24 protein-coding genes and 1 riboswitch are annotated in these 22,601 nt (G+C 43.8%); of the genes, 21 read left to right on the top strand and 3 right to left on the bottom strand.

From position 1 onward, the window contains the following. Nucleotides 1-137: 137 nt before the first annotated feature. The 19 genes from fabV (at nucleotide 138) to ung (ending at nucleotide 17,616) form a co-directional block, all read left to right on the top strand. Nucleotides 138-1,328 carry an enoyl-ACP reductase FabV gene (gene fabV / locus JF50_RS23310; protein ID WP_039611693.1) on the top strand — a complete coding sequence of 397 codons (1,191 nt, stop codon included), beginning with the start codon at nucleotides 138-140 and terminating at the stop codon, nucleotides 1,326-1,328. Nucleotides 1,329-1,695: 367 nt separating this feature from the next. Beyond that, entirely contained in the window at nucleotides 1,696-3,039 is a 1,344-nt protein-coding gene (locus JF50_RS23305) for a Na(+)-translocating NADH-quinone reductase subunit A (RefSeq protein WP_039612158.1), read from the top strand. Between the two features lie 2 nt (nucleotides 3,040-3,041). Continuing rightward, nucleotides 3,042-4,241, top strand: a complete 1,200-nt coding sequence (locus JF50_RS23300; RefSeq protein WP_039611692.1) for an NADH:ubiquinone reductase (Na(+)-transporting) subunit B — start codon at nucleotides 3,042-3,044, stop codon at nucleotides 4,239-4,241. Then, the gene (locus tag JF50_RS23295; RefSeq protein ID WP_039611691.1) at nucleotides 4,234-4,980 is read left to right on the top strand and encodes a Na(+)-translocating NADH-quinone reductase subunit C; all 747 of its coding nucleotides are present in this window, start codon (nucleotides 4,234-4,236) and stop codon (nucleotides 4,978-4,980) included. The genes JF50_RS23300 and JF50_RS23295 overlap by 8 nt, the downstream gene beginning before the upstream one ends. Beyond that, entirely contained in the window at nucleotides 4,980-5,612 is a 633-nt protein-coding gene (locus JF50_RS23290; RefSeq protein ID WP_039611690.1) for an NADH:ubiquinone reductase (Na(+)-transporting) subunit D, read from the top strand. Before JF50_RS23295 ends, JF50_RS23290 begins: the two co-directional genes overlap by 1 nt. Before the next feature lie 10 nt (nucleotides 5,613-5,622). Continuing rightward, nucleotides 5,623-6,231: an NADH:ubiquinone reductase (Na(+)-transporting) subunit E gene (nqrE, locus tag JF50_RS23285; RefSeq protein ID WP_039611689.1), complete on the top strand. Its 609-nt coding sequence runs from the start codon at nucleotides 5,623-5,625 to the stop codon at nucleotides 6,229-6,231. A 19-nt stretch (nucleotides 6,232-6,250) separates the two neighbouring features. Then, entirely contained in the window at nucleotides 6,251-7,477 is a 1,227-nt protein-coding gene (gene nqrF / locus JF50_RS23280; protein WP_039611688.1) for an NADH:ubiquinone reductase (Na(+)-transporting) subunit F, read from the top strand. A 99-nt stretch (nucleotides 7,478-7,576) separates the two neighbouring features. Next, nucleotides 7,577-8,608, top strand: a complete 1,032-nt coding sequence (locus tag JF50_RS23275) for an FAD:protein FMN transferase (RefSeq protein WP_039611687.1) — start codon at nucleotides 7,577-7,579, stop codon at nucleotides 8,606-8,608. Nucleotides 8,609-8,747: 139 nt separating this feature from the next. After that, nucleotides 8,748-8,960 carry a (Na+)-NQR maturation NqrM gene (gene nqrM, locus JF50_RS23270; protein WP_039611686.1) on the top strand — a complete coding sequence of 71 codons (213 nt, stop codon included), beginning with the start codon at nucleotides 8,748-8,750 and terminating at the stop codon, nucleotides 8,958-8,960. 47 nt (nucleotides 8,961-9,007) lie between these two features. Continuing rightward, entirely contained in the window at nucleotides 9,008-9,607 is a 600-nt protein-coding gene (locus JF50_RS23265; RefSeq protein WP_039611685.1) for a histidine phosphatase family protein, read from the top strand. A gap of 6 nt (nucleotides 9,608-9,613) precedes the next feature. Beyond that, nucleotides 9,614-9,750: riboswitch (cobalamin riboswitch) on the top strand. Between the two features lie 83 nt (nucleotides 9,751-9,833). Continuing rightward, nucleotides 9,834-10,658 carry an ABC transporter ATP-binding protein gene (locus JF50_RS23260; protein ID WP_052262725.1) on the top strand — a complete coding sequence of 275 codons (825 nt, stop codon included), beginning with the start codon at nucleotides 9,834-9,836 and terminating at the stop codon, nucleotides 10,656-10,658. Continuing rightward, on the top strand, nucleotides 10,655-11,647 hold the full coding sequence (locus tag JF50_RS23255) for a FecCD family ABC transporter permease (protein ID WP_039611684.1): 993 nt from the start codon (nucleotides 10,655-10,657) through the stop codon (nucleotides 11,645-11,647). The genes JF50_RS23260 and JF50_RS23255 overlap by 4 nt, the downstream gene beginning before the upstream one ends. 11 nt (nucleotides 11,648-11,658) lie before the next feature. Further along, nucleotides 11,659-12,714: a nicotinate-nucleotide--dimethylbenzimidazole phosphoribosyltransferase gene (cobT, locus tag JF50_RS23250; RefSeq protein WP_052262719.1), complete on the top strand. Its 1,056-nt coding sequence runs from the start codon at nucleotides 11,659-11,661 to the stop codon at nucleotides 12,712-12,714. Nucleotide 12,715: 1 nt separating this feature from the next. Then, nucleotides 12,716-13,492, top strand: coding sequence for an adenosylcobinamide-GDP ribazoletransferase (locus JF50_RS23245; protein WP_039611683.1), 777 nt, complete (start codon nucleotides 12,716-12,718; stop codon nucleotides 13,490-13,492). After that, entirely contained in the window at nucleotides 13,489-14,025 is a 537-nt protein-coding gene (gene cobU, locus JF50_RS23240; protein ID WP_039611682.1) for a bifunctional adenosylcobinamide kinase/adenosylcobinamide-phosphate guanylyltransferase, read from the top strand. Before JF50_RS23245 ends, cobU begins: the two co-directional genes overlap by 4 nt. Before the next feature lie 2 nt (nucleotides 14,026-14,027). Further along, on the top strand, nucleotides 14,028-15,497 hold the full coding sequence (locus tag JF50_RS23235) for a cobyric acid synthase (protein ID WP_039611681.1): 1,470 nt from the start codon (nucleotides 14,028-14,030) through the stop codon (nucleotides 15,495-15,497). Between the two features lie 9 nt (nucleotides 15,498-15,506). Then, nucleotides 15,507-16,106, top strand: coding sequence for a cob(I)yrinic acid a,c-diamide adenosyltransferase (gene cobO / locus JF50_RS23230; RefSeq protein WP_039611680.1), 600 nt, complete (start codon nucleotides 15,507-15,509; stop codon nucleotides 16,104-16,106). Beyond that, the gene (locus JF50_RS23225) at nucleotides 16,106-16,960 is read left to right on the top strand and encodes a cobalamin-binding protein (protein ID WP_039611679.1); all 855 of its coding nucleotides are present in this window, start codon (nucleotides 16,106-16,108) and stop codon (nucleotides 16,958-16,960) included. Before cobO ends, JF50_RS23225 begins: the two co-directional genes overlap by 1 nt. Continuing rightward, a complete protein-coding gene (gene ung / locus JF50_RS23220; protein ID WP_039611678.1) occupies nucleotides 16,957-17,616 on the top strand; it encodes a uracil-DNA glycosylase in 660 nt (219 codons plus the stop codon). Before JF50_RS23225 ends, ung begins: the two co-directional genes overlap by 4 nt. A gap of 79 nt (nucleotides 17,617-17,695) precedes the next feature. Here the strand turns inward: ung and JF50_RS23215 are convergent, their stop codons facing one another. Together JF50_RS23215 and tal are read right to left on the bottom strand one after the other, a co-directional pair. Beyond that, nucleotides 17,696-17,887 (bottom strand): DUF3545 family protein, encoded by a 192-nt coding sequence (locus JF50_RS23215; protein WP_039611677.1) that lies wholly within the window; start codon nucleotides 17,885-17,887, stop codon nucleotides 17,696-17,698. 455 nt (nucleotides 17,888-18,342) lie between these two features. Then, nucleotides 18,343-19,293, bottom strand: a complete 951-nt coding sequence (tal, locus tag JF50_RS23210) for a transaldolase (RefSeq protein WP_039611676.1) — start codon at nucleotides 19,291-19,293, stop codon at nucleotides 18,343-18,345. A gap of 290 nt (nucleotides 19,294-19,583) precedes the next feature. Between tal and yaaA the strand changes: the two genes are divergently transcribed. Next, nucleotides 19,584-20,363 (top strand): peroxide stress protein YaaA, encoded by a 780-nt coding sequence (gene yaaA / locus JF50_RS23205; RefSeq protein WP_039611675.1) that lies wholly within the window; start codon nucleotides 19,584-19,586, stop codon nucleotides 20,361-20,363. A gap of 203 nt (nucleotides 20,364-20,566) precedes the next feature. Continuing rightward, a complete protein-coding gene (locus JF50_RS23200) occupies nucleotides 20,567-21,742 on the top strand; it encodes an MFS transporter (RefSeq protein WP_039611674.1) in 1,176 nt (391 codons plus the stop codon). Here the strand turns inward: JF50_RS23200 and JF50_RS23195 are convergent. Then, the gene (locus JF50_RS23195) at nucleotides 21,699-22,493 is read right to left on the bottom strand and encodes a hypothetical protein (protein ID WP_039611673.1); all 795 of its coding nucleotides are present in this window, start codon (nucleotides 22,491-22,493) and stop codon (nucleotides 21,699-21,701) included. The genes JF50_RS23200 and JF50_RS23195 overlap by 44 nt on opposite strands. Nucleotides 22,494-22,601: the final 108 nt, after the last annotated feature.

The raw sequence follows: 22,601 nt of genomic DNA, 5'->3' as shown, positions 1-22,601 counted from the left end.
ATCAGACCTGTATTTAGGTCATCAGAGATTACACTATACGCAATTTTTCTGGCACCATCTTTCTAACCCCTCAGTTGTTTGTGGTAAATGATGGGCCTAAATACTTGAGACAAATTCAAAATTTAGTAGGAAATATAATGGTAATTAAGCCGAAGATCCGTGGTTTTATCTGTACAAATGCTCATCCAGCAGGTTGTGCTGCACATGTTGAAGAGCAAATCGCTTATGTTAAGCAACAGGGCGAGTTAAAAGATGGTCCAAAAAATGTACTTGTGATCGGTGCTTCTACTGGCTATGGTCTAGCGTCTCGTATTACTGCGGCATTTGGTTCTGGTGCTAAAACACTGGGTATCTTTTTTGAGAAAGAAGGTACAGAGAAAAAAACAGCGTCTGCTGGTTGGTACAACACAGCAGCTTTCCAAAATGCAGCTGATAAAGCAGGCCTTTGGTCTAAAAACATTAATGGCGATGCGTTTTCAACTGAACTAAAAGAAAAAGCCATTGAAGCGATTAAAGCGGATATGGGCAAAGTTGATTTAATTATTTATAGCCTAGCTTCGCCACGTCGTACTGATCCTAAAACAGGTGAAACACACAGTTCAGTACTTAAGCCAATTGGCGAAGCAATTACAACTAAAAACTTAAACACGTCTAAGCGCGTTATCGATGAAGTGAGTGTTGAAGCGGCCAATGAAGAAGAAATCGCTAACACTGTTAAAGTGATGGGCGGCGAAGACTGGGAACTTTGGTTAGACGCGCTTAAACAAGCAGATGTGCTAGCAGATAAGTTTAAGACGACAGCTTATACTTATATCGGTAAAGAGCTAACATGGCCAATTTATGGTCATGCAACAATCGGTAAAGCGAAAGAAGATTTAGATAGAGCTGCAGCGGCAATTAAAGCATCTACAGCTGCGCTAAATGGTGAAGCTTATGTGTCTTCTCTAAATGCAGTTGTGACACAAGCGAGTTCTGCAATTCCAATCATGCCCCTTTATATCTCAGCTTTATTTAAAGTAACTAAAGAAGATGGTACATATGAAGGGACTATTGAGCAGATCCATGGTCTGTTTAATGAAAGTCTGTACAGTGATAGCCCGCGTTTTGATGACGGTGGTCACCTGTTCCAAAACTACAAAGAGCTAGAAGAGGGTGTGCAAGCACGTATTCAGCATATTTGGGACACAGTAGATACGGATACGATTGATGCATTAACTGACTATGAAGGTTATCACAACGAGTTCCTAAAATTATTTGGTTTTGGTGTTGATGGTGTCGATTATGACGCTGATGTGAATACTATTGCTGAAATCAATAATTTAGTTTAATTATTGAACGGGTGGTGAAGCACATTTGCTGCACCACCTTATATTTACCCCACTAAACACACCTATCTTTTTCTCATTCAATACCACTTTGGTCTATATTGAATTAATCGCAATTAGCTGAACTGAGCTAAAACCATTGTTAAGTCGTATTAATTTGATAATTCTACTCGCATAGTCAGGGCGATTAATGTTAAAATTGCGGAAATATGTGAGGACTATATATCACGACGCTTGTTTTTGGTTGATTTGACTTTTGTCAAGTCTCTTTTGATTAGGCGAGTTCTTTGATACTGAAAACACGATGAGATAGCGGCCGTGATAACTAAAGATTTTTCAATTTCTTTCCGTTAATGTAATGCAAGTGCGTATGATCAACATAAAAAAAGGTCTGGACTTACCCATAGAGGGCGCACCACAGCAAGCTATTCATGATGGCGCTGCCATCAAACGCGTAGCTGTGCTTGGTGAAGAGTTTATTGGTATGCGTCCAACCATGCATGTTCGCGTGGATGACCAAGTCAAAAAAGGCCAAATTCTTTTTGAAGACAAAAAGAATCCTGGCGTCAAGTTTACTGCGCCAGCCTCTGGTGTAGTTAAAGAAATCAACCGTGGTGCTAAGCGTGTTCTTCAGTCTGTTGTGATTGAAGTACAAGGCAATGAGCAAATCACTTTCGACAAGGTCGCAGCTGCTGATTTAAGCAACTTAGATCGTGAGAAAGTTAAAGAATTGCTTATTGAATCTGGTCAGTGGCCAGCGCTACGTGCACGTCCATTTAGCCGTGTTGCTGTTCCAAGCGCAACGCCGAGCTCAATCTTCGTGACAGCCATAGATACTAACCCATTAGCCGCAGATCCTGCAGTGATCATTGCTGAAAACGTTGAAGCGTTTGAAGCGGGTCTTGCTGTGGTTTCACGTCTAACTGATGGCAAAGTATTTGTGTGTAAGCAGTCTGGTAGTAAAGTACCAAGCTCTTCGCTATCGCAAGTAGAAGTACATGAGTTCGCGGGTGTTCACCCAGCTGGCTTAGTGGGTACTCATATCCATCATCTAGATGCAGTTAGTGCAGACAAGCAAGTTTGGCACTTAGGTTACCAGGACGTTATCGCGTTTGGTAAGCTGTTCCTAACTGGCGAGATCTACACTGATCGAGTTGTTTCTTTAGCAGGTCCTCGCGTAAAGAATCCTCGTTTAGTTAAAACTCAAGTTGGTGCGTCGTTAACAGATTTAGTATCTGGTGAACTTGAAGACGGTGATAACCGAGTCATTTCTGGCTCAGTGTTAGCTGGTAAAACAGCAGCCGGCCCTCATGGTTTCCTAGGTCGTTACCACGTACAGGTTTCAGTTCTTCTTGAAGGTCGTGAGAAAGAACTATTTGGTTGGATTGCGCCAGGTAGTAAAAAATTCTCTGTGACACGTACATTCATTTCACACTTAGCACCTAGCCGTTTGTTCAAGTTTACAACGTCTACTGGTGGTTCTAAGCGTGCAATGGTGCCAATCGGCAACTATGAGCGTGTTATGCCTCTGGATATCCTACCAACGCTATTACTTCGTGATCTGATCGCAGGCGATCTAGATAGCGCTATCTCTTTAGGTGCGCTTGAGCTTGACGAAGAAGATTTAGCATTGTGTACCTTCGTATGTCCAGGCAAGTATGACTTTGGCTTAATCCTACGTGATTGCCTGACTACTATCGAGAAGGAAGGTTAAAAATGGCCTTAAAGAAATTTTTAGAAGACATTGAACCTCACTTTGAACCAGGTGGAAAACACGAGAAGTGGTATGCGCTTTATGAAGCTATCGCGACGGTTTTCTATACTCCTGGTTACGTAAACAAAGGCGGCACGCACGTGCGTGATAACATCGACCTGAAACGTATCATGATTTTGGTATGGATGGCGACGTTCCCGGCTATGTTCTTTGGTATGTTCAACATCGGTCACCAAGCGGCATTAGCGATTGGTAGTGGTTTTGACATCGCATCTACTTGGCAAGCTGGTATTTTCCAAGCGCTAGGTGGTGAGCTGACAGCAGATTCTGGCTGGGCAGCGAAAATGTTTTATGGTGCGTGCTTCTTCTTACCTATTTACGGTACGGTGTTTATCGTAGGTGGTTTCTGGGAAGTATTATTCGCATCAGTGCGTAAGCACGAAGTAAACGAAGGTTTCTTCGTAACTTCAGTATTATTTGCATTGATCCTGCCTGCAACCATTCCTTTATGGCAAGTTGCACTAGGTATCACTTTTGGTGTTGTGGTAGCTAAAGAAGTATTCGGTGGTACAGGCCGTAACTTCCTTAACCCTGCACTTGCTGGTCGTGCGTTCCTTTTCTTCGCATACCCAGGTGATATCTCAGGTGACACAGTATGGACAGCAGTAGATTCATTCTCTGGTGCTACATACCTAGGTCAAGCAGCGATCGGTTCATTAGATTACAACAACATGCAGTTGTGGTGGGATGCATTCTACGGCTTTATCCAAGGTTCAATGGGTGAAACGTCGACGCTAGCACTGGCAATTGGTGGTTTGTTCTTGATGTATGTTCGTATCGCGTCATGGCGCATCGTACTAGGTACATTCCTAGGTATGGTTGTGATGTCTACGCTACTGAACATGATCGGTTCTGACACGAACGCGACATTTGCTATGCCTTGGCATTGGCACTTAGTACTTGGTGGTTTTGCATTTGGTATGTTCTTTATGGCGACTGACCCAGTTTCTGCGTCTTTCACTGATAAAGGTAAATGGGCATACGGTGCATTAATTGGTGTTATGGTAGTTCTTATCCGTGTTGTTAACCCGGCATACCCAGAAGGTATGATGTTAGCAATCCTATTCGCTAACCTATTCGCACCGCTATTCGACCACCTTGTAGTGCAGTCAAATGTGAAGAGGAGATTGGCACGTGTCTAGTAACAATGAAACTATCGGCAAAACGTTAGGCGTTGTTGTTGGTTTGTGTTTAGTGTGTGCAATTGTCGTATCTTTTGCGGCAGTTCAATTGCGCCCTCTACAACAGGCAAACAAAATTGAAGACGTTCAGCGTAACATTCTAGCAGCAGCTGGTTTTAAAGACGTTGAGAACGTTTCACAAAAGTACAGCCAAGTTATCGATGCACGCGTTGTTGACTTAAAGTCAGGTGAGTTTGTTGACACAGATCCTAACTCATTCGATTTCACAATGACTAAGTTCGATGCAGAGCGCAGTTTTGCACTTCCAAAAGAAGAAGACTTAGCTGGCGTACTTCGTATGACTCATGAGTCTCCTGTATACCTTGCTAAAGGCAGCAATGGTCAGGTTGAGTCAGTGATCTTACCTATTCAAGGTTACGGTCTTTGGGGCATCATGTATGGTTTCATCGCACTTGAACTTGATACAAAAACCATTAAAGCTATCAACTTCTATCAGCATAACGAAACCGCTGGTCTTGGTGGTGAAATCCAGAATCCTAAGTGGACAGCTACTTGGGAAGGCAAGCAACTACCTGTTGATATTGTAAAAGGCACAGCTGGCAACGATATTCACAAAGTTGATGGTCTATCTGGCGCAACACTAACTTCGAACGGTGTTGATAACACATTCAAGTTCTGGACAGGCGATAAAGCGTTTGGTCCATTCCTAGCGAAAGTACGTGAAGGGGCATTGAACTAATGGCTAATGCAAAAGAAATGAAGGAAGTCTTGTTAGGACCAGTCTTCGCAAACAACCCAATTGCTCTGCAAGTACTGGGTATTTGTTCTGCGCTAGCGGTTACTTCAAGCCTTAAAAATGCACTTATCATGTCACTTGCTTTGACTGTGGTAACTGCGTTCTCAAGCTTATTTATCTCGTTGATCCGTAACCACATTCCGTCAAGTGTACGTATCATCGTTCAAATGACGATTATCGCATCATTGGTAATCGTTGTTGACCAAACACTTCAAGCATTTGTCTATGCTACGGCTAAAGAACTAACGGTATTCGTTGGTCTGATCATTACTAACTGTATCGTAATGGGTCGTGCAGAAGCATATGCAATGAAGTCGCCACCGCTTATGTCTTTCTTAGACGGTATCGGTAACGGTCTTGGTTACTCAGTAGTTCTAATTACAATTGGTTTTGTACGTGAGCTATTCGGTGCAGGTGCACTATTTGGTGTTGAAATTCTTCCACTTGTTGCTGACGGTGGTTGGTACCAGCCAATGGGTCTATTAATTATGCCATTCAGTTCATTCTTCTTAGTTGGTTTCTTCATTTGGGTACTTCGTACTTATAAGAAAGACCAAGTAGAAGCGAAGGCATAAGGGGAGAAAGATGGAACATTATCTTAGCTTATTTGTAAAAGCTGTTTTCATTGAAAACTTAGCGCTATCTTTCTTCTTAGGTATGTGTACATTCCTTGCGGTATCTAAGAAAGTAACTACCTCGTTTGGTCTTGGTGTTGCTGTTATCTTCGTACTAGGTGTAGCTGTACCGGTAAACAACATCGTTTATCATGCAGTATTAGCACCAGGTGCACTAGAGTGGCTTGGTTTCCCAGAGGCTGACTTAAGCTTCTTGAAATTCTTGACTTTCATCGGTGTAATTGCAGCACTGGTACAGATCCTTGAAATGACTTTGGACAAGTTTTTCCCAGCGCTATATAACGCACTTGGTATTTTCTTGCCACTGATCACAGTAAACTGTGCGATTTTCGGTGCGGTAGCATTCATGGTTGAGCGTAACTACAACCTAACAGAATCAGTCGTATTCGGTGTAGGTTCTGGTGTGGGTTGGGCGCTTGCAATTGTATTGCTAGCAGGTCTTCGTGAGAAGATGAAGTATGCTGATATCCCTGACGGTCTTCGTGGTTTAGGTATTACCTTTATCACTGTAGGTCTTATGGGCTTTGGCTTCTTGTCATTCTCTGGTATTTCACTTTAATTAGCGAGGAAACTATACGATGGAAACTATTGTATTAGGTGTAAGTATGTTCATCGCTATCGTTGTGATCTTGGTGCTAGTCATCATCGCAGCGAAATCTAAGCTTGTACCAAGCGGTGACATCACAATCGGCATCAATGGCGATGCAGATAAAGCAATTACTTCAGCACCAGGTGGTAAGCTATTAGGCTCACTAGCTGATGCAGGTATCTTCATTTCATCAGCATGTGGTGGTGGTGGTTCTTGTGGCCAGTGTCGCGTACATGTTCATTCTGGTGGTGGTGATATCCTTCCAACTGAGCTTGACCACATTACTAAAGGTGAAGCACGTGAAGGTTGTCGTCTAGCGTGTCAGGTTGCAGTTAAAACTGACATGGAAATCGAAGTAGAAGAGTCTATCTTCGGTGTTAAAAAGTGGGAATGTACAGTTATCTCTAACGATAACAAAGCGACATTCATCAAAGAGCTTAAGCTTGGTATCCCTGAAGGTGAGGTTGTACCTTTCCGTGCAGGTGGTTATATCCAGATTGAAGCGCCAGCTCACCACGTTAAATACGCTGACTTCGATATTCCTGACGAGTATCGTGGCGACTGGGAGCGTTTCGGCTTCTTTAACCTTGAATCTAAGGTTGATGACGAAACAATCCGTGCATACTCAATGGCGAACTACCCAGAAGAGTTTGGCATCATCATGCTTAACGTACGTATTGCGACTCCGCCGCCAAATAACCTAAGCCTACCTTGTGGTAAGATGTCATCGTACATCTGGTCATTAAAAGAAGGTGATAAAGTCACTATCTCTGGTCCATTCGGTGAATTCTTCGCGAAAGAAACTGATGCAGAAATGGTATTCGTTGGTGGTGGTGCAGGTATGGCACCAATGCGTTCACACATCTTCGACCAGCTTAAGCGTCTTAACTCAGACCGTAAGATGTCTTTCTGGTACGGTGCACGTTCTAAGCGTGAGATGTTCTACGTAGAAGACTTTGACGGCCTAGCAGCTGACAACGAAAACTTTGAATGGCACGTAGCACTTTCAGATCCTCAACCAGAGGATAACTGGGAAGGTTACACAGGCTTCATCCACAACGTATTATTAGAAAACTATCTGAAGGACCATGAAGCGCCTGAAGATTGTGAGTTCTACATGTGTGGTCCACCGATGATGAACGCGGCTGTTATCAACATGCTGAAAGATCTAGGTGTTGAAGACGAAAACATCCTACTTGATGACTTCGGTGGTTAATTAGGAACTTAGATATGATGATAAATCGTATTTAATAAGATTAAACCCCTAGGGCATTCCCTAGGGGTTTTTTTATATGCTTTAAGGACTAAAAAGTAGATGCAAAAACTCAGCTATTTATTCTCTGTTATTTTTTTGGTGTTTTTTTTGTCCGCTTGTGGACAGCAGCAAACTCAACAAAAGCCGGTTGAAATTAACGGCAAAACTATGGGAACTACCTATAACATTAAAGTATTTCCTGGTCCGGTGAGCTTAGAAGCGCAGCGTTTTAAGCAAGAAGTGGATGAAGCGCTTGTGGCAGTTAACCAATCCATGTCTACCTACATTCCCGACTCAGAAATCAATCGCTTTAATCGCCTTGAGGCTAATACAGTAATGCCGATTAGTGGCGATTTTCGTGCCGTGATCGCAGAGTCTATTCGCTTAGGTGAGTCGACTAAAACCTTAGATGTGACTATGGGACCGCTGATTGATTTATGGGGCTTTGGTCCAGATAAAAGACCGACCAAAAGGCCTTCGCAATCTGACATTGAAGCCATGCAAGCAAATATCGGTGTAAATAAGTTAGCGCTGACAGATGAAGGGCTGGCGAAATCACTGCCACATCTTGAATTATCTTTTTCAGCGACGGCGAAAGGCTACGGCATTGACAAAGTTGCAGAGTTGATTGAGAAAAAAGGCTTATCTAATTATATGGTAGAGATTGGCGGAGAACTTCGTATCTCTGGCAAAAAGCCAGATGGTTCACCTTGGCGAATAGCGATTGAAAAACCAGATGCACCAGCAGGACAGCGTCAAATTCACCGAGTTGTAGAGCCGGGCAATAATGCCATTGCTACGTCAGGGGACTATCGTATTTTCTACGAAATGGATGGCGAAGTATTTACGCACCTAATTGACCCGGGTACAGGCAGGCCGGTTCGTCATGATCTGGTGTCTGTGACGGTGTTACATCCTTCAGCAATGACAGCTGACGGTTTGGCAACGGCGCTGACAGTCATGGGAACGCAACGAGCAAGGGCTTATGCTGAAGAACATAATCTACCCGTGTACTTGATCAGTAAAACAGATGCTGGCCTAGAGACATTCTCAAGTACTGCGTTTAAGCCGTATTTAGATGTAAAAAAGTAATCAGTGGATTCGGTTAAATATCATTGCTTTTAGTGTGGTAAATTCATTCAACTTTGACGGATTTAGATATATAATATTGTCAATACACCGTCAGTTGCTTGGAACTTGACCAAGCTAGTTTATTGAGGGGCCTTTGCCTATGTCACTATTTATTCTTACCTTTGGGTTACTTATCTTGATCGCTGCAGCTATGGCTGTGGGTGTAATCGTTCAGAAAAAATCAATGGCAAGTAGCTGTGGTGGTTTAGGCTCAATGGGTATCGATAAAATCTGTGATTGTGATGACCCATGTGATAAGCGTAAAAAGCGTTTAGCCAAAGAGCAATCTTGGCGCGAAAACCAAATTCTATAATTAGATAAAAACGCAGGCTAGCCTGCGTTTTTATTACCCCCAAGTATATGCTGCAAACTCTTTACTTTGTTCGTCATACTGAAACTACCTTATCCGGTAAGTTATTAGGGCAAACCGATCCTCCTTTAACTGAACAAAGTCAAAACCAATTACTAAAAACACTCCATAGTTTACCCAAGCCAAATCGTGTGCTCAGCTCGCCAAGACTGCGATGTCAGGTTGTAGCAAAAGCATTTTCAGAAAAGCTGGATGCAGAGTTCACGGTCGTTAATGCACTGCAAGAAATGAACTTTGGTGATTGGGATGGTAAAAGCTATGAGTGGCTTTGGCAGCATACTTGCTCCCCGAGTGTTGGCGACTTTTGGCAAAACCCTTGGTCAGTAACACCGCCGCAAGGAGAGAGTATGGCCTGTTTTAATTCGCGAATTAAAGCTTGGTGGCGTACTTTCACATCTCAAAGCAGTGATGACACAATCGTCATTGTGACCCATGGTGGGGTTATGAAGCAGCTACTGGCACACTGGCTTGCATTGCCTGAAGGCGCTATCAATCATTTAAATTGTTTTGAAGTTGGATACGGGAAGGTCATTCAGGTGTCTGTTTTCTATGATGGGCAAGGTAAAGCATGGCCGAAAGTTGTGTTTTAGCCATCTAGACTTCATAATACACAAAATTATTTCGACATCACTTGGGAATGAGGTGTAAACCCTCAGCTGTCCCCGCAACTGTAAAAATGATTGCATGACTACTCATTTAAAGCCAGATACCAAGGTTGGAATAAAGACTTAAGCGGGCGCACTTGGGTCATGTCATTTTACCAAGTCATATGTATGATACAGTGGTATTCTGATGTGTGCCCCATGTAGAGGAATTATGGCGGCAACACCAATATCAGTCGATAGCTTACATCTAGTTATCAATAATAAATCAATTTTATCTAACATCAGTTTCTCCGTTGAAGAGGGGCAGTTTATAGGTTTGATCGGGCCTAATGGCGCTGGTAAGTCATCTTTACTGAGGTGTCTATACCGTTTCCAGAGTCCAACATCGGGTGTGATCTGTATAAACGGTAAAGATTTAAGCGAGTATGATCGCCAAAGCTATGCTCGCAAAGTCGCGGCTGTGCTTCAGGAGATCCCAAGTCAATTTAATCTTGCTGTTTTCGATGTCGTTGCTATGGGACTCACACCCCATAAAAGCTTGTTTTCTAGTGTTTCGCTGCGTGACAGACAGGCCATCCAAGAAGCGCTATCAAAGGTCGGATTAACCCATAAACAAAAGCAATCTTATGAGTCTTTATCTGGGGGCGAAAAACAACGGGTGATGATAGCGAGAGCCATTGTGCAGCGCCCGAGTTTGCTCTTAATGGATGAACCTACCAGTCATTTAGATGTTAAGTATCAAATCGAAATTATGGCGTTAGCTAAGTCATTGGGGATCACTGTAGTCGCTTCTTTCCATGACTTAAACTTGGCTGCCGCCTTATGTGATGTCATGTTAGTTTTAAATCACGGTGAACTTGTTGCTCATGGCACGCCCAAAGAGGTGGTGAGTGAGTCCATGTTAGCACACGTTTTTGGCGTCAAAGCCGATGTGACCCTCCAAACATGTTCTGCGAGAGAGCAAGAAATCCCACATATTCGTTATCAATATCACTTATCGAGCGAAGGGGCGCTGTCATCGAGGGGACGAGTATGAGATTAGCTGCAAGTAGTGCATTGTTACTCGCATGTTTATTTAGCTTTGTGTGTGCTTTAAGCATTGGGGCTGTACAAGTAGACTTTTACGATGTTTGGCTGGCCTTATGGTCATATGACAACTCGCAATTAGCACAAAAAATTGTTATCGAGCTGAGGTTACCGCGCACCATACTTGCGTTTTTGGCCGGGGCAGGGCTTGCGACAGCAGGACTTATTTTGCAAACCGTGACGCGCAACCCCCTAGCTGATCCATATTTATTTGGCATTTCTTCGGGGGCGTCTTTTGGTGTGGTGTTGCTATTGACTTTATTCGGTGTGCAAAGCGCTTTGGCGATGTCTGGTGCAGCTTTGCTTGGCAGCATAGGCGCTATGAGCTTATTGCTCCTCATAGCGTATCATAAAGGGACCGCGCAAATCGAAAATATGTTGCTGGCGGGTGTTGCACTGTCTTTTTTATTCAATGCGTTTACGAGCTTGCTCTTATATTGGAGTGATCCACAAGCGGTTACCGCGATTATCTTTTGGAGCTTAGGTAGCTTCAGCCGTGCTGATTGGGTGTGGATGTGGTTGCCTGCTGTTGTGGTACTAAGTGGAATTATGACCGTTGTATGTTTTAGACGGCATCTAAATGCGTTGCTATTGGGCGATGAAAGTGCGGTAACTTTAGGCGTTAATGTACACCGGTTGCGCTTGGGCATGTTATTGGTGAGCTCTTTGATCACGGCTGTGTTAGTCGCGGCATGTGGCGGTGTCGGCTTTGTTGGCTTAATGATCCCACACATAGTACGATTTTTTATCTCTCAAGCACGTGTCTTAGGCATGCTAGTCACGGCTTTAAGCGGAGGATTATTGATGCTCTGGGTGGATGTGCTAGCCCGAATAATCATAGAAAACCAAGAATTGCCTATTGGTGTGATTACTGCGGCCATTGGCAGCGTCTTTTTCTTATCTTTACTTATGTTTCGCAAGCGAGCGGCAAGCATTTAACAGAGGCACGTATGATCCCTGCTTTAGATTTAACACACAGCGATTTTGTTCAGCAAAAACTAGATTTAAAAACAAAACCTCAAGGCTCGTTGGGTAAGTTAGAGGTACTGGCAAAGCAGCTGGTGTTGATATACGCACAAGGCATGTCGAAAGAGGCCATTACTGCGCAGCAGTTTAACATTGCAAACCCATCGCTCAGTATTTTTGCAGGCGATCATGGTATTGCCAGCGAAGGCGTCTCTATTGCGCCGAGTGAGGTCACCGGCCAAATGGTGGCTAACTTTGCCGATGGCGGTGCTGCGATTTGCGTCTTGGCCCGTCAGTTGGGCTGGCGTCTAAATATAGTGGATTGCGGTATTCTTCAGCCTGTTCAAAATAGTCACGTGATTGACAACAGACTTGGGGTAACGACTGCGCCTTTGCATTTGCAACCGGCAATGACTGAAGCTCAGCTAGCGCAAGGTTTGAACAATGCCAAACAGCTTGTTGCAGCAGAGTTGGACGTGGGCTGTAATTTGTTTGCGTTTGGTGAAATGGGGATAGGAAATACTACGTCTGCTGCTGCCATTTTTTCTGCGCTATGTAATTTATCACCGAAAGAAACTGTCGGACAGGGCACAGGCGTAAGCCAAGATATTGTCGAGAAAAAACAGCAGTTAATAGAGCAGGCGCTTGACCTTCATCAGTTGGACTGCAACGACCCGAAACAGATTTTACAACGCCTTGGCGGATTTGAAATTGCCCATATGGTTGGTGCTATGCTCGCCGTCGCTGAGGCGAAAAAGCCAATTTTAGTAGATGGCTTTATTGCGACAGCCGCGGCTATGCTGGTCATTTCGATGGCGCCAAATGCGAAACAATATATGGTATTTGCGCATTGCTCCAACGAACAAGGGCATAAGAAGATGTTAGAGTGGCTAAATGTAGAGCCATTACTGCAGTTAGATATGCGCTTAGGTGAAGGAAGCGGTGCGGCGTTAGCCCTGCCTATCATTCAAAGTGCATTGGCCATTTATAACGATATGGCGAGCTTTTCTCAGGCGCAAGTGACCCAAGTTGTTGGCTGATATGAACCAGTGGTCTTTATTTAAATTAGCCGTGATATTCTTAACTCGGATCCCGATTAAATTAACGGCGTCTGTTACGGATGCCGATATAAATCAGTCTAGTCGTTACTTTGCCAGTGTGGGTGTTTGCATTGGCTTGGTGATGGCACTTCTGCTGTGGGCTTTGTCGCTTGTCTTGCCTATGAGCGTCGCAATTTTATTTACGCTCGGTGCAAGCTTATTACTCACAGGCGCATTCCATGAAGATGGGTTTGCAGATGTGTGGGATGGCTTTGGCGGCGGCTGGAGTCAGCAGCAGAAGTTGGACATCATGAAGGACAGTCGCTTGGGCACCTATGGCAGTGTGGCGCTGCTTATCTTAATGCTGAGTAAATTTCACCTGATGCTTACTCTGAGCAGCAACCTATTCGCACTGTTATGGGGGGTTGTGTTGGCGCAATCGTTGAGCCGCCTAAACGCGACGAGTTTGATTGGCAGATTGCCTTATGTACAGCTAGATGCACAGAGTAAAGTAAAGCCAGTGGCAAAAAGCCTACAGCTATCCTGCCGTACAGTTTTATACCTAACAGGCATTGCCGTGCTAGCTGCTGCTTGTGTCTGCTCAGTGCTCACGTTATGGCAAGTGAGTGCTTTAATCGTCACTTTATGGCTCACCCGCCTTGTGTGCCTGTATTGGTTTAAAAAACAGCTGGGCGGTTATACTGGGGATTGCTTAGGTGCAGCGCAGCAAATTTCAGAGTTAATGATTTATACCCTTTTGGTTGTAAGCCTTATATGACTAGACATGTTGAGTTAATTCTGGGCGGTGCACGCTCGGGGAAAAGCAAGCTTGCCGAGCAAAGAGCACAAAACTGGCTAGAAAGTGGCACAGTGACAGAACTTATCTATGTGGCAACCGCGCAAAGCAAAGATGAGGAGATGGCCGAGCGCATTGCACATCATCGAGCGTCAAGGCTTTCTTGCTGGAAAGTGATTGAATGTCCTTGGCATATCGCCCCGCTTATTGACTCGTTGTCACCGTCCCAATGCGCGCTAGTTGATTGCTTAACATTATGGCTGACGTATGGGTTGTGTGAGGTTGAGTTCCCAGTGTACGAGAAGCAAAAATCACAGTTGCTCACAGCACTTCAAGATACGAAAGGCAAGGTCATACTGGTGAGCAACGAAGTGGGCCATGGTATTGTCCCTCTCGGGGCGCTGAGTCGCCAATTTGTCGATGAGTCAGGTCGATTGCATCAACACATTGCAGCTGTGGCAGATCATGTTGATTTTGTCATGGCTGGTTTGTCATTAAATTTAAAAAGTGAATAAAAATGAAGACATTGATGGTACAGGGCACCACTTCCGATGCAGGTAAGAGCACGTTAGTTGCAGGCCTGTGTCGTGTAGCGGTTAGGAGGGGACTTAAAGTTGCCCCTTTCAAGCCACAAAATATGGCGCTTAATAGCGCCGTGACGCCCTGTGGCGGAGAGATTGGTCGCGCACAGGCTTTGCAAGCGATGGCAGCAAAGGTACCACTCAGTGTTGATTTTAATCCGATTTTGCTCAAACCTAATTCTGATACGGGCGCGCAAGTCATTGTGCATGGTCAAGCACTGACCAACATGGAAGCGGGCAAGTATCATGATTATAAAGCAGTAGCGATGCAGGCTGTGATTGAGTCCCATGAGCGGTTAGGGCAAGCATATCAATATTGCATGGTAGAGGGCGCGGGGAGTCCTGCTGAAATCAACCTTCGAGAAAATGACATTGCCAATATGGGGTTTGCCTGCAAAGTTGAATGCCCGGTGATTATAATTGCTGATATTGATAAAGGCGGTGTATTTGCCCACCTTGTTGGTACGCTTGCATTGTTAAGTGAACAGGAACAGGATTTAGTGCAGGGGTTTGTGATCAACCGATTTCGTGGCGATATTGGTTTATTGCAATCTGGTTTAGATTGGTTAGAGAACTACACGGGCAAGCCCGTATTAGGGGTTTTACCTTATTTGCATGATTTGGCGCTGGATGCGGAAGATGCAATTACTATTGAGAATCGCACCGATGACGCACAGTTACGGGTCGCTGTTTTGCTGTTACCTCACATTTCCAATCATACCGATTTTGACAGTTTGAGATTAAACTCAAAAGTGGATTTAAGGTATGTGCGTCATGGTGAGAAAATCGGCAGTGTTGATCTTATTGTTATTCCCGGCAGTAAAAATGTCATCAATGATTTGGCCTTTTTACGTAGCGAAGGCTGGGATAAAGAAATCAATCGGCACATCAGGTATCAAGGCAAGGTGTTGGGTATTTGTGGTGGTTTGCAAATGCTCGGGCAAGAAATTACAGATCCGCTGAATATAGAGTCAACACAAGTCCGCACCCAAGCACTTGGGTTGGCGGCATTGACCACAGAGCTTGGTGAGAAAAAACAGCTTACCAATGTGTCTGGGCAATGCTTATTAAATGGCAAAGCAGTCGCCATTTCTGGGTATGAAATTCACTGCGGTCAAAGTCGCGGAGAGGCGCTAGCGCAGCCGTTTATCGCTTTTGATGAACATCCATTAGGTATACAGAAAGATGGCTTTATTTCAAATGACAATTTGATAGCGGGTACTTACTTGCATGGCCTGTTTGATAATCCTGTCGCGAGTCGTGCGATTTTACAATGGGCATGTGATGAGCAGTTTGATTTGGATGGCTTTGATCTTGCGCAGCACCGTGAAGTGCAGCTTGATAGGTTAGCGGATATGTGTGAGCAGCATTTAGATATAGATAAGATTTTTGAACTCAAGGTATAGGAGTCCAGTATGACGGATAAGAATCAAGATAAGCACAAACAGCGACAGCAAAAAGTAAAAGAGCAAGTAGACCAAAAAGTCGCTGAAGCGAACATTGAGCAGGGCATCTTGCAGGTGATAACCGGTAATGGTAAAGGCAAATCTACATCTGGTTTTGGCACTGTTGCCCGTTGTGTTGGCCATGGTATGAATGCCGCTGTGGTGCAATTTATTAAAGGGACATGGGAATGCGGTGAGCGCAACTTACTAGAGCAAGCTGGTGTCCCATTTGCGGTGATGAAAACGGGCTTTACGTGGGAAACACAAGATAGAGAAAGCGACACACAAGCTGCACAAGCAACTTGGCAGCATGCAAAAGCATGGTTGCAAGATGAGAATATTGACTTGGTTCTATTAGATGAGCTGACTTATATGGTGAGTTACGACTATCTAGACCTTGATGAGGTGATTGAAACGCTCAGTAATAGACCTAAAATGCAGTCAGTGATCATCACAGGTCGCGGTGCGCACCGCAGGCTGACTGAGCTTGCAGATACAGTGAGTGAAGTGAGAAATGTAAAACATGCGTTTGAAGCTGGTATTCAGGCGCAAAAAGGGTTTGATTACTAATGACCAGACATATTTGGTGGCTGTTTATGGGTCTGCTATTGTCTGCAAGCAGCTTCGCGCAAGAGAAGAAGCAGCCCAGTCGGATCATCGCATTGGCACCGCATATCGTTGAAAATCTATATGCGATTGGGGCTGGTGATAAAATAGTCGGTACTGTGGAATATGCGGATTACCCAGAGGCAGCTAATCGCATCCCTCGAATAGGCGGATATCATGGGATCCAACTAGAAAAAGTACTTGCGCTGGCGCCTGATCTGGTCATCGTTTGGAAAAACGGTAATAAAGAAGCGGATATTGAAAAGATAAAATCACTGGGTATTCCGATTGCATACAGTGTGTCTAAAGATATACGCCAAGTCCCAACGGAATTGATTAAACTCGGCAAACTCACAGGACATGAAGTGCAAGCAGAGCAACTGGCTGATAAATTTAATACACGTTATCAGAATATCATTAACCAGTATCATGATAAGGTGGCCGTGGATGTTTTTTATCAGCTTTGGCCATCTCCATTGATGACCATCAATGGCAAAACTTGGATACATCAGACACTGAATATGTGTGGTGTGCGCAATGTATTTGCCGAGGCAACGACTGACTACCCGCAAATTAGTCTCGAGAATGTGATTGCCAAGCACCCTCAGGTTATCATTATTCCGAACGAGAAAGCGGTAAAACAACCGCAGCAAGTCCAGTGGCAAAAGTGGACAGAGATCCCCGCCGTCAAACACAAGCAATATATTGAGGTGGATGCAGATTTATTGCATCGTTTTAGCACACGCATGCTAGAAGGGGTGCAAGATATGTGTGATAAACTCCACGCATCAAGAAACTATTACGGAAAGCGACTATGATATCGTGGCAAACGCTTATTGAAGCGCAAAAGCAGCAGCCTTATTTGCAGGAAACTTTGGCGCATGTTGCGCAACGACGTAGTGAAGGCGTGACAGTGTACCCACCAGATGAACAGGTGTTTGCAGCGCTTTCAGAAACGGCCCTCGAGGATGTTAAGGTTGTGATTCTCGGACAAGATCCATACCACGGCCCCAACCAGGCGCACGGGCTATGCTTTTCGGTATTGCCTGGGGTAAAGACGCCGCCTTCTTTGGTTAATATGTATAAAGAGTTAGCTAACGATATAGATGGATTTGAGATCCCCGAGCATGGTTACTTATTACCTTGGGCTCAGCAAGGTGTTTTGTTATTAAACACCGTGTTGACTGTTGAACAAGGTCAGGCGCACTCTCACAAACAGCTAGGGTGGGAGCGTTTCACCGATGTGGTGATAAATACCATAAATGAGCACAGCGAGGGGGTGGTCTTTTTACTCTGGGGCGCACACGCGCAAAAGAAAGGTAAAGGGATAGACACGTCACGGCATCATGTTTTACATGCACCACATCCATCGCCGCTGTCCGCGCACAGAGGCTTTTTTGGCTGTCAACATTTTTCCAAAACCAACGCATTACTACAATCTATGGATAAATCTCCCATCGATTGGCAAATATGAAAGCAGATAACTGACGTGCCAAGCACGTCAGTGGATTTGAAACAGACAAACAAAAAGGCTCTATAGTAGAGCCTTTTTGCTATATAAAATCGAGTTCGTCTAAATCGACACTGTCTGCGAATATATCTAGTTCTTCCAATTCCTTACGAAGGCGTTGTCGGTCTTTTAGCGCTTCTATTTCACGCCATTTTCTTTTTTTCCCCTTCGAAGAGGCTCTTTTTTTCGGTTCTGGACTTTCTACAACTTCAATCATATCGTCTAGGCTATCCATGAATATCTCCTATTGATGTACTAACCTCAAAACATGTGCTTAAGCATTACCCCATTTGCATGAAAAACACACTTGAGTAATGCTGGTATACCACAGACAGTAGAAAAATAAAACACAAATATGTCTTTAAAGTGAAAACAACGTGACAGTTTGATGACAAACAAAGAGTCTGTATGTTTGAGAAAAAACATGTCGCTCTTAATCGGTATTGCACATCGAGTAGCTAAATGAGTTGGATTTTTGAACTATATTATCTTGAAATACAACAGTTTCTATTCAGGGGAATCACTGCGTTCAGATATGTTAGCTGCTGGCGAAGGTTATCTAGTTTAGGTGGGGAAGTGTTGTTGAAATCGTCGCTTAAAATAAATGTAAAGAAATATAAACCGAAAGAGTATTTTGATGAGAATGTAAAAAGCTGAGCGAACTTTACTCAGCTTTTCTATCAACTAATCTTATAGCGATTTAACTTCAGACTCTAAGATTTCTTGCGCGTGAGCGAACGCTCTGATGCCTTCAGCAAGCTTTTCTGTGGCCATTGCATCTTTGTTATGTAACCAGCGGAATTCACTCTCTGTAAGCGGCACAGGCTTATCTGCTGACGCTTGTGCGTTTTCTAGTAGATAATCATCAGTCGCTGGTAATTCACCTAACTCTTCTAGTAGCGCAGGGCTAATAGTCAGCTTATCACAACCTGTTAGTGCAACGATTTCACCTGTGTTACGGAAACTTGCGCCCATCACCACTGTTTTGTAGCCATGACGCTTGTAGAAATCATAAATCGTGCGAACAGACTGAACGCCTGGATCGTCTAGCGGATCAGTTGGCTTATCAACACCATTGGCGACATGCCAGTCAAGGATACGACCAACGAAAGGCGAGATTAAAAATACGTTTGCATCGGCACATGCACGCGCTTGCGCTTGGCTGAATAGCAGGGTTAGGTTACATTTTACGCCTTGCTTTTCAAGTGCTTCAGCTGCTTTAATACCTTCCCAAGTCGATGCGATTTTGATTAAGATCTTATCTTTACTTACACCTTGCTCAGCATAAAGCGCAAGCAGCTGCTCTGCTTTTGCAATCGTCGCCTGAGTATCAAATGATAAACGTGCATCGACTTCTGTCGAGATATAGCCTGGTACGATGTTAGCAATCTCTTTACCAATTAAAACCGCGAAATAATCGCAAGCGAGTTCGATTTGCTTTTGCTCATCTTGCTCTTGTGATTTTGCGTAATCTAAAGCTTGTTTTAGAAACGGCTGATAGGCAGGCGTCTGCGCCGCTTTTAATAAAAGAGAAGGGTTTGTTGTTGCGTCTTCCGGTTGATGTTTACGGATCGCTTCGATGTCACCTGTATCGGCAACGATCGATGAATGCTGTTTTAGCCTATCTAATGCTGAAGTCATGCTGTCCTCATTCCTAATTTTGCAGCTTAAATAAATTACACACCTTATGTTGCAATACCGTGATCAGCTTTTATAGGTCAAATGTCCTTATGATGGATTATCATATGGCTCGACATAGCCGGTTTAGTTATTGTTATGTTCAGGTGAGTTGTGTATACCCACAGTAAAGGTGCGGTCTTACCTTGCGGCTATTTGTTTGAACACCCAAAGGCGGAAGATTTTACGCTTGCGATCAACTGTGGATAGTGTTGAAATTGACATTAATCAATATTTAAGTCAATAGGCTATCAATGATCACGGTTATTTCACCTGCAAAAAATCTCGATTACGACTCTAGTGCGCCGACAACGCGCCATACCCTACCTGAGTTATTGACGCATTCTGAAGCATTAATTTCAGTCTGTCGTGACTTAAGTCCGCAAGAAATCGGTAGTTTGATGAAAATCAGCGATAAACTGGCTGGTTTAAATGCGGCAAGATTTGCCGACTGGTCTCAGCCATTTACAACTGATAATGCAAAACAAGCGATTTTTGCGTTTAATGGTGATGTGTACACTGGCCTGGATGCGACCACATTATCAGAAGAAGCTATTGACTACACTCAGCAACACTTAAGAATCTTGTCTGGCCTTTACGGGGTACTAAAACCACTAGATCTTATGCAGGCATACCGTCTAGAGATGGGCACAAAATTGGCGAATACGCGCGGGAAAAATTTGTATGAGTTTTGGGGCACGGTTATCGCAGAAAAACTGAATGAAGCATTGTCAGCGTCAGGCTCTAATCAGCTTATTAACTTGGCCTCCAATGAATACTTTAAAGCCGTAAACAAAAAAGCACTTAATGCTGACATTATTACGCCGGTATTTAAAGATTGTAAAAATGGCCAATATAAAGTGATTAGCTTCTATGCGAAAAAAGCGCGTGGCATGATGGCCAGATATATTATGGAAAATAATGTTAAAGACATTGAGTCACTGAAAGCATTCGACATCGCGGGCTATTATTTTAGTGAAGAAGCGACACAAAAAGCGAATGAGCCGGTATTTTTGCGTGAAGAGCAAGCCTAGTTATTGTATTTAGCTCTAAAAGGCACTGAATGCACAACGCAGTAGTTAGTGATTATTACCTCATCGCATTATACCGCTGTGATGAGGTAACATAGGCTGTAACTGTCTGACTTGTTCGTTTATCACCCTGTTTTCATTTCGATATTACTTTCTAGCCTTAGCTGAAACCTTCTATTTTTGCAAAAAAGTAAGGACACTGAACAATGAATAAAAATGTCTTTTTATTGGCATGCTGCCAAGGGCTGATGACCACGGGTAATATCTTACTGGTGACAATCAGTGCTTTAGTTGGCCAAAAGTTAAGTGCTTCTGACACTTTGATCACTTTGCCGATCGCGACCCAAATGTTGGGATTATTGCTTGCAACTGTACCTGCTTCATTGGTGATGGCTAAAACCGGTCGAAAGTTAGGCTTTAGTATGGGCAATCTGATTGGTACCTCTGGTGCAATATTGGGGTATTTGGCACTGATAAATAGTCAGTTTTATTTGTTTTGTTTAGCCACATTTCTCATTGGTATCGGTATTGGCTTCGCCACCTTGTATCGTTTTGCGGCCATTGAGGTCAGTGACAAACCTGCACGTGCGATTTCGATGATTATGGCCAGTGGCGTTATTGCTGCAGTACTTGGGCCCAACTTGGCAGTTTGGGTGAATCACTACTTACCGGAGATTAATTTTGCAAATTCATTTTTGGCATTGACCTGTGTGTATTTACTTGCCCTAACACTATTACAACTGGTCGCTTTCAATGAGGTATCAGATCAACAAAGCCTTCTTCAACAAAGGCCAATTAAACTGATAATAACTCAGCCGCAATTTATGATTGCCGCATTCATAGGCATGATCAGTTACTCTGTCATGAACTTATTGATGACAGCAACCCCGCTGGCGATGCATCGTCATGGTTTTGAGTTAGCAGATTCTGCTTTGGTAATTGAGTGGCATGTACTTGGCATGTTTTTACCTTCTTTTTTCACGGGTAAGCTTGTGGAAAAATACACACCGGTGGTAGTGATTATGATTGGGTGTTTACTCATGCTGGGCTGCGCCATCATTAATCTACTGGGAGTGAGCCATTGGCACTTTTTGATAGCCTTATTTTTGCTCGGTGTGGGGTGGAATTTTATGTTTATTAGTGCCACATCATTGGTGAGTGAGACCTATCGTCCGCACGAGCGTGCTAAGGCGCAAGCATCGAATGAGTTTGTGGTTTTTAGTATGGTGGTACTGTCGTCTTTGTTTGCAGGTTGGCTAGAGAGCAAAATTGGTTGGCAGGCTTTAAATGTGTGGTCTATCCCTGTTGTTTTGTTGGCTTTCATAGCATCCGTTTGGTTTAGACGACGCTCACCCCTTTTGCCAATTGCAGATAAGCCTTAACAATTTCATCTCGAAACAGAAGGTCTGAGTACTTATGTTGTATTCGGTATGATTGACAGTAGGTGACTGGGTCTACCTGTGTTTGTTGCAATAAGTGCTCTGGCAGGTGGTTATAGTGAGTATACCAAGCCGTTTTTATGTGATTTGGTGTGCTTGGCAAGGTGGCTAATACGCGCTCACTTAAGGTAAATTCTGATGTCCTGGCCAATGAGATCATGTCATCATTGGCGGCACCCAGCCAGCAAGCGCCTTGCTGATTGACACACACCAGCGGTAAAAACGGTGCAAGTGCAGGAAATACGTCATTTTTATATAAAGTAACTTGCCAGTATTGTTGTGCAATAGCACAAAACTGCTCAAAGCTTGAGATGGGACTAAAGCCGCTTTTTTCAAGTTTTACCACCTCTACACGTGGTTTGTTTGGGTTCACGGTATCGTTTGCGGCATCAATATACCAGTCGTCAATTAAAATGGCATTTTGGAAGTATTCATCTCTGAGAGATCCCCAGATTGGCTTAAGTGCTTGCCCACCACTTAGCTCGGCTGCAAGGGGCTTTATGGCTTCAGGTATTTTCTCTTGTGCTAATTGCATATGCAGTTTATCAAGTATGGCGTTGCGAATCTCTTTGCAACGTCCCAGAGGGTAGGGCTTTCCCGCAAAGCTTGGATATTGTTTTGCTAATACAGGATCGATTTCGAGCCTTAGGTGTGCCAAGTGACTTTCTAATTGTTGCCGTTGCTGCTCATTCATGATGATTATATTTTATATTGATCTTCGTAAAGTGTGATATTTAAACACGTCAGGAATATGAAATGCGCTATTGTTTTGTATGTTAACAACACAAAGTTAAATTAAGAT

Source organism: Pseudoalteromonas luteoviolacea (assembly GCF_000814765.1).
In the GTDB taxonomy this organism is placed as follows: Bacteria; Pseudomonadota; Gammaproteobacteria; order Enterobacterales; family Alteromonadaceae; genus Pseudoalteromonas; species Pseudoalteromonas luteoviolacea_H.
Note: the sequence above shows the minus strand (reverse complement) of the source record. Positions and strands in the feature narration are given on the sequence as shown.

Excerpts from the sequence above, each read along its gene's own strand:
- fabV (WP_039611693.1), top strand. The coding sequence starts at position 138 with ATGGTAATTAAGCCGAAGATCCGTGGTTTTATCTGTACAAATGCTCAT.
- JF50_RS23305 (WP_039612158.1), top strand. The coding sequence starts at position 1,696 with ATGATCAACATAAAAAAAGGTCTGGACTTACCCATAGAGGGCGCACCA.
- JF50_RS23300 (WP_039611692.1), top strand. The coding sequence starts at position 3,042 with ATGGCCTTAAAGAAATTTTTAGAAGACATTGAACCTCACTTTGAACCA.
- JF50_RS23290 (WP_039611690.1), top strand. The coding sequence starts at position 4,980 with ATGGCTAATGCAAAAGAAATGAAGGAAGTCTTGTTAGGACCAGTCTTC.
- nqrE (WP_039611689.1), top strand. The coding sequence starts at position 5,623 with ATGGAACATTATCTTAGCTTATTTGTAAAAGCTGTTTTCATTGAAAAC.
- nqrF (WP_039611688.1), top strand. The coding sequence starts at position 6,251 with ATGGAAACTATTGTATTAGGTGTAAGTATGTTCATCGCTATCGTTGTG.
- JF50_RS23275 (WP_039611687.1), top strand. The coding sequence starts at position 7,577 with ATGCAAAAACTCAGCTATTTATTCTCTGTTATTTTTTTGGTGTTTTTT.
- nqrM (WP_039611686.1), top strand. The coding sequence starts at position 8,748 with ATGTCACTATTTATTCTTACCTTTGGGTTACTTATCTTGATCGCTGCA.
- JF50_RS23265 (WP_039611685.1), top strand. The coding sequence starts at position 9,008 with ATGCTGCAAACTCTTTACTTTGTTCGTCATACTGAAACTACCTTATCC.
- JF50_RS23260 (WP_052262725.1), top strand. The coding sequence starts at position 9,834 with ATGGCGGCAACACCAATATCAGTCGATAGCTTACATCTAGTTATCAAT.
- JF50_RS23255 (WP_039611684.1), top strand. The coding sequence starts at position 10,655 with ATGAGATTAGCTGCAAGTAGTGCATTGTTACTCGCATGTTTATTTAGC.
- cobT (WP_052262719.1), top strand. The coding sequence starts at position 11,659 with ATGATCCCTGCTTTAGATTTAACACACAGCGATTTTGTTCAGCAAAAA.
- JF50_RS23245 (WP_039611683.1), top strand. The coding sequence starts at position 12,716 with ATGAACCAGTGGTCTTTATTTAAATTAGCCGTGATATTCTTAACTCGG.
- cobU (WP_039611682.1), top strand. The coding sequence starts at position 13,489 with ATGACTAGACATGTTGAGTTAATTCTGGGCGGTGCACGCTCGGGGAAA.
- JF50_RS23235 (WP_039611681.1), top strand. The coding sequence starts at position 14,028 with ATGAAGACATTGATGGTACAGGGCACCACTTCCGATGCAGGTAAGAGC.
- cobO (WP_039611680.1), top strand. The coding sequence starts at position 15,507 with ATGACGGATAAGAATCAAGATAAGCACAAACAGCGACAGCAAAAAGTA.
- JF50_RS23225 (WP_039611679.1), top strand. The coding sequence starts at position 16,106 with ATGACCAGACATATTTGGTGGCTGTTTATGGGTCTGCTATTGTCTGCA.
- ung (WP_039611678.1), top strand. The coding sequence starts at position 16,957 with ATGATATCGTGGCAAACGCTTATTGAAGCGCAAAAGCAGCAGCCTTAT.
- JF50_RS23215 (WP_039611677.1), bottom strand. The coding sequence starts at position 17,887 with ATGGATAGCCTAGACGATATGATTGAAGTTGTAGAAAGTCCAGAACCG.
- tal (WP_039611676.1), bottom strand. The coding sequence starts at position 19,293 with ATGACTTCAGCATTAGATAGGCTAAAACAGCATTCATCGATCGTTGCC.
- yaaA (WP_039611675.1), top strand. The coding sequence starts at position 19,584 with ATGATCACGGTTATTTCACCTGCAAAAAATCTCGATTACGACTCTAGT.
- JF50_RS23200 (WP_039611674.1), top strand. The coding sequence starts at position 20,567 with ATGAATAAAAATGTCTTTTTATTGGCATGCTGCCAAGGGCTGATGACC.
- JF50_RS23195 (WP_039611673.1), bottom strand. The coding sequence starts at position 22,493 with ATGAATGAGCAGCAACGGCAACAATTAGAAAGTCACTTGGCACACCTA.